The 6,157-nt window shown below is 45.3% G+C and carries 4 protein-coding genes; 1 reads left to right on the forward strand and 3 read right to left on the reverse strand.

The window, feature by feature from the left end:
- Both HMPREF2661_RS00870 and HMPREF2661_RS00875 read right to left on the reverse strand, forming a co-directional pair.
- Positions 1-2,674 (reverse strand): ESPR-type extended signal peptide-containing protein (locus tag HMPREF2661_RS00870; RefSeq protein WP_210400049.1); only part of this gene is annotated, 2,674 nt, incomplete at its 3' end.
- Positions 2,675-3,243: 569 nt separating this feature from the next.
- Positions 3,244-3,864: an L-threonylcarbamoyladenylate synthase gene (locus tag HMPREF2661_RS00875; protein ID WP_070822102.1), complete on the reverse strand. Its 621-nt coding sequence runs from the start codon at positions 3,862-3,864 to the stop codon at positions 3,244-3,246.
- Between the two features lie 192 nt (positions 3,865-4,056).
- Between HMPREF2661_RS00875 and dusA the strand changes: the two genes are divergently transcribed.
- Positions 4,057-5,067 (forward strand): tRNA dihydrouridine(20/20a) synthase DusA, encoded by a 1,011-nt coding sequence (gene dusA, locus HMPREF2661_RS00880; protein WP_107831980.1) that lies wholly within the window; start codon positions 4,057-4,059, stop codon positions 5,065-5,067.
- A 237-nt stretch (positions 5,068-5,304) separates the two neighbouring features.
- Here the strand turns inward: dusA and HMPREF2661_RS11550 are convergent.
- On the reverse strand, positions 5,305-6,157 hold an 853-nt coding region (locus HMPREF2661_RS11550), incomplete at its 5' end, for a YadA family autotransporter adhesin (protein ID WP_210400050.1).

Raw genomic sequence — 6,157 nt, forward strand, 5'->3', positions numbered from 1 at the left:
CAACGGTGGTTTTGGCATCCACACCTTTTTGGATATTATCTTTAGTACTTTGAGCGAGATCGATACTGTAATCAGTTGTTACTGCACCATCGGCTGCAGTTGTAGTATTGGAGGTCAAATTCAAAGCATTGGAAACTTGTACCGTTGCTTTATCTGCGCTGACGGTATAAGTGGTTTCTTTGCCTGAAGTTGTCTTATTGACATGCGTGTTGCTGCCTGCCGCCACCTTGGTTGTGGTTTTGGCATTATTGATGGCATTGGCTACATCGCCGACAGTCGCCACACCGGCAGTCGGTGCGGACACTGTGCCATTATTATCGACAGACAGTGTGCCTTGAATAACATTGATTTGAACTTTTGACGCATTCTCGCCATCGGTGACCGCAACGGTCGTCAAGTTGCCATCGGCGTAGTTGACTGTACCGTTGTTATTGATACGAGATTTGTCTGTACCGTTTTGTTGGATATTGTGTCCAACATTGTTCATAACTGTGTACAGCTGGCTACCATTGACCGCATCAGTCGAAGTGGCGGAAATACGGCCTGCGGCAACATTCTGGATTTGACGTTCATTGCCTGCACTGCCTACAGAAACCGCGCCTGTTGTAGAGGATGAAGAAGCCGCATAGCTGACATTGGTCGCAGCGCCACTATCGTTTTTGAATGAGGCATTTTTAGCTGTTGCATCAAAATTATTGGCAGTGCCAACAGCACCATTACCCAATGCAACAGAGCTACCGATCGTAGTCGTCGCGCCACTACCCAAAGCAACTGAATCGCTTCCAGTCGCTTTTGCATTATTACCGCCGACAAAACTATTCTGCCCAGCAGCTTGGGCTGAGGAACCAATAGCGGTGGAATAAAGACCTGAACTGTTTGCCTGCTTACCAATGGCGATAGAATAAGCTTGCGTTGTCTGCGCCTGATGACCGATTGCAACAGAATCATCACCGACTGCATTTGACAAAAAGCCCATTGCCGTACCGTTATTTTGTGCTGCTGCCCTTGCACCGACAACGGTTGCATTTTCGTAGTTGGCTCTACTGTGAGCACCGACGACTATAGAGTAATTGCGATCATTTTCTGTATTCAAACCTATGGCAATAGAGCCTGTTCCACGAGAGTTGGCATTAGAGCCTAAAGCCACAGCACCCACAGTTCCCGAAGTTACAGTTGCATTTGGACCAACGGCAACAGAAGATGAACCAAGTACATTGGCATTATGACCCAAGGAAACACTACCCGTCGCACCAGTGCTTGTTGCCGCATTCGGTCCGATGGCAATCGAATTGGTTGCTTTTGCGCCGTCATTGTTCCAGTTTTTCGTACCGTCAGCTTTGCCTTCTTCTGACTTAACAGAGAAATAACGAATGCGTTCGAGCGCACTCAATACACCATAAAGTTGAGAGCCGTTAATGGCATCAGTAGAAGTAGCAGAAATATCGCCAGGGGATACATTGATGATTTGGCGTTCGTAACCTTTAGAACCGACAGACACAACATCACCGGCATCGGTAGTTGCACCGCCTGCCCAAGTGTAGGTTTCGCCCATGATTTCGCGTTGAACGTATGCCTTACCTTCTTTATCGGTTTTAGAAGCCGTACCCAAAGCCACAGAGTTCAGCAAAGTAGCCTTCGCACCTGTACCCAAAGCTACACCACCAAAGGCAGTGGCCTGAGATTTAGTACCGATAGCCAGAGACAAATCAGCAGATGAATTAGACTGCACACCTAATGCAACAGAACCTTGACCGGCAATAGTATTACCATAAGAACCGTAATTCATCGTATCACCAGTCATCTCTTTATAAATATCACGCAGACTTTTACCGCTCAGCGTATATTCACCGGTCTTTGCACCTTTTTCATTATATTTGATGAATTTATCCGTTGCATTGCCAGAATATCGAGTACCACCTACCGAATCTAAATCATCACCACCAATAGCAACAGATGAATTACCATTAGCCAAGACATTGCCGCCAACCGCAATAGATTGGTCTCCCTTTGCCCACGCACCCTCAGGTCTGCCCTGTGGATCAACACGGTTACCTGAACCAATAGCAATAGACTGAGTTATCTTAGAACTACTTGAATCGCCTACTCGAGCCGTATTACCAATAGCAATATTATTGTGAGTTACATTCACATTCATACTATTTTGGGAGAGAACCTCAGATGCACGTCCAATAGCAATCGTACCAAGTCCGGTTGCATTCGCGTCTGCACCAAGTGCAATAGCACTTGATGGCGCACTACCCGAACCTGGAGAATTTGCCACTGCATCTTTACCGATGGCAATGGTATTTCCAGTTTGAGCTTGGGCTGAATTACCTATGGCAATAGCGTTACCTTGATTGGCTTGTGCCGCTAATCCAACCCCTAATGCACCAAAACCCGTTGCTGTTGCACCACTGATAGCAATTGCACCACTACCATCAGTAGCAATTTGCCCTTGTGGAGCAGTTGCCGCATATGCATTGCTTGCCCCAAAAAGAGCTGCCGAAATTACTGTCAATCTGAAAACTGTCGCGATACCATTTTTACCGGATTCGGCAGATACATCTGCACTGTTTTGTTCGGCAGACGATTTCACACGGCCTTTGGCCAATTCGGAAGTTACGACAAAAGATTGAATCGTACGGTTCCAAACAACTTTAAATATCTTATTCATAGGTGTGTCTTTCTCTTTTTATGATAGGTAAAAGCGTGAGCATGAGCATGACGCTACTTTAAAAAAACTATTGCGGAGGATTTCCCAGCAAAATGCTTATCTCAAGCTGACGTTTATTGTCACTTTGAGACGAAATTTAGGTCTTTTACTATCTCGAAGTGGGATAGTATTTCATACTTACAAAATATCCGCTAGTCTAAAATATTAACCGATTATCTTTAATTTTTAAACAAAATCATGACGTTTGAACAGAAAAACCAATCATCAAAAGTTCTCCAGTCATGTTTTTATTAATAAGCGGTGTGTTGTATTCCGTCGACAAGTCATCAGCAATCACGGTAATCATGCAAGCATCGTGCCAATTGCTCGGAATTTTATTTAAAATGAATTGTTTTCTAAAAAATGGAAAAGGCCGTCTGAAAGATTTCAGACGGCCTTTGATGAAATGATTTTGAACAATTGCTTAATTGAATAATTTGTTTTTTGAGCTATCAATAAAATTGGCAATATGCTTTTAATACGTCATAGAAAGAATACGTATATCCCTACTTATACAAATGCGGATGGTTTTACAAACCGAATACGGCAATATCGCCCTTGCCTTGACGAATCAGCTCGGTACCATCGGTCATATCGATAACCGTTGTCGGCTCAGTACCGCACCAGCCGCCATCGATAACCAAATCAACAGCATGCTCAAGACGGTCTCGAATTTCGTATGGATCGGTCAATGGCTCTTCGTCTTCAGGCAGCATAAGGGTGCAACTTAAAATAGGTTCACCCAATTCTTGCAAAAGTGCCAAGGCAGTGGCGTTGTCGGGAACACGCAGGCCGATGGTTTTGCGTTTGGGGTGAAGCGTGCGATTGGGGACTTCTTTGGTTGCCTGTAGGATAAAGGTGTAGCTGCCGGGCGTAGCTGCTTTGAGCTGGCGGAATTGGGCATTATCTACTTTGGCGTAAGTACCCAATTCGCTCAAATCGGCACACATCAAAGTCAGATGGTGTTTTTGATCGATTTTACGAATCGCGAGAATGCGCTCCATCGCGTTTTTGTCACCGAGTTTGCAACCCAGCGCGTAGCAGGAGTCCGTAGGGTAAACGATAACGCTGCCACTGCGGACAATGTCGGCGGCTTGTTTGATGAGGCGGTCTTGGGGATTATCGGGATGGATGGCGAAAAATTGTGCCATGTTTTTTTCCTTATCATTCTAATGGTTTGCTGTTTGGTATTTTAAAACTTATTTGGCCGTCTGAATATTGGATTTCCACCACCATGAATAGATTTAGCCTCAGCTACAACACCTTAGATATCATTTTGATTTACTGCTAATATCGAAAGTCAATTTGATACACTATATAATGCATTATTTTGTTTGAAAGCCATCTCAATGTCTGCTTCTTCCCTACCTTCACGCCGCTTGTCTGTTGCACCCATGCTCGATTGGACAGACAGACACTATCGCTTTATGGCGCGACAAATTACGCGCAATGCCTGGCTTTATAGCGAAATGGTCAATTCAGGCGCGGTGGTTTATGGAGATAAAGACCGCTTTTTAAGTTTCAACGAAGGCGAGCAGCCGGTAGCTTTACAGCTTGGCGGTTCAGATCCGCATGACTTGGCAATCGCCGCTAAAGCAGCTGAGGCGTATGGTTATAATGAAGTCAACCTAAATTGCGGCTGCCCCAGCCCACGCGTTCAAAAAGGCGCCTTCGGCGCTTGCTTGATGAATGATGTAGATTTGGTGGCAGATTGTTTGAATGCGATGCAGGATGCAGTTGAAATTCCGGTAACGGTCAAACACCGCATTGGTGTAGACAGACAGACAGAATATCAAGTCGTAGCAGATTTTGTGGGAACACTTCGCGAAAAAACAGCCTGCCGCACATTTATCGTCCATGCGCGTAATGCCTGGTTGGACGGTTTATCCCCGAAAGAAAACCGCGAAGTCCCGCCACTCAAATATGAATACGTGTACCGTTTGAAACAAGAATTTCCAGACTTAGAAATTTTAATTAACGGCGGCATCACCACCAATGAAGAAATCGCCGAACATCTGAAATTTGTCGATGGCGTCATGATCGGGCGCGAGGCTTATCACAATCCAATGCTGATGCGCGATTGGGATGCACTGTTTTACAACGACGCACACGCACCAATCCAATACGCAGATTTAGCGGCTTGGCTATACGCATACAGCCACGAACAAATCGCTTCAGGACGCGGCACCATCCTGCGCCACATCGTCCGCCACGCACTAGGCTTAATGCACGGCCTAAAAAATGCCCGCACTTGGCGCCGTATGCTCTCAGATGCCACCTTGCTGAAAGACAACGACGGTAGCCTGATTCTAGACGCATGGAAAGAAGTAGAACGCGCAAATATTTGGGATTAATGGCATATAGTGTGAATAAATGAAAGGCCGTCTGAAACATCAAATAATGTTTCAGACGGCCTTTTACATTGCAACAGACTGCTAAAGATATATTCATTTCTCTTTAGCTACTATAACGATTAATTCATCGAATAAAACCAACACATAATCTAAGCATAAAAAAATGCGGCCTAAATAGGCCGCATTTACTTTGCTTCGTCTTTTCAGACGGCCTTTTCAGGCCGTCTGAAAGTCAGATTACCATTGGTAACCAACTGCTGCGGTAGCACCGAAGTGACCACGTGAGTTGCCGGAAGCAGTACCTTTGATGATCCAGTTACCACCATCAGAGATGCTAGAGAAGCCGACAGCGTAACCGGTTTCACCGCGGTAGTGACCGCCACCGATAGCCAGCATGCTCTTACCTGGCAAGTAAGCTTGTGGCAGACCGGCAGTAGCCAGAGCTTGAGCCACACCTGCGCGGGCGTTGTTGTCAACCTTGTTCACATTGCTGTTCACATCGCCGAATTTTTGGTTCAGCTGATCAACGTTAACCGCATCGGTACCGTTCTTACCTGGAGCAACATTTTTAATAGTAGTGTTGCCGGCATCGATACCACCTTGGTTGATGGTTACAGGACCTGCTTTCAGTTCGTTAGTAGTAACACTGTTAACGGTCAGATCAGGGTTCAAGCTGACTTTCAGCGCATCGCCGTCTTTCTTAACGAAGATGTTTTGAACTTCTTTCTCTGAAGTCTTACCGGTTGCTTTGTCGAATACTTGAACTTTAGTACCCGCATCACCTTTAATCTGAATAGTATTATTCAGTGGTTTGGTGATTTCTTTGTTTTCCTCATCACGCAAACCGAAGGTGCCATCAGCATCTTTACCATCTTTACCGTCTTTACCATCTTTAACGGTTGCGGTAGTAGTAGAGATGACTTTACCGTCTTTATCGAAGTTGTTGATAGTAATGGTAGAAGTACCTTTAGCTTCATCACGCTCAACTTTACCTTCAGCAGACTTACCGTTTTCACCGGTATCACCTTTGGCACCGGTTGCACCGTCTTTAACAGTAGTAGTAGTAGTGTTACCGTTACCGTCTTTGATG

This window comes from Neisseria sp. HMSC061B04 (assembly GCF_001836705.1).
GTDB lineage: Bacteria > Pseudomonadota > Gammaproteobacteria > Burkholderiales > Neisseriaceae > Neisseria.

Excerpts from the sequence above, each read along its gene's own strand:
- HMPREF2661_RS00875 (WP_070822102.1), bottom strand. The coding sequence starts at position 3,864 with ATGGCACAATTTTTCGCCATCCATCCCGATAATCCCCAAGACCGCCTC.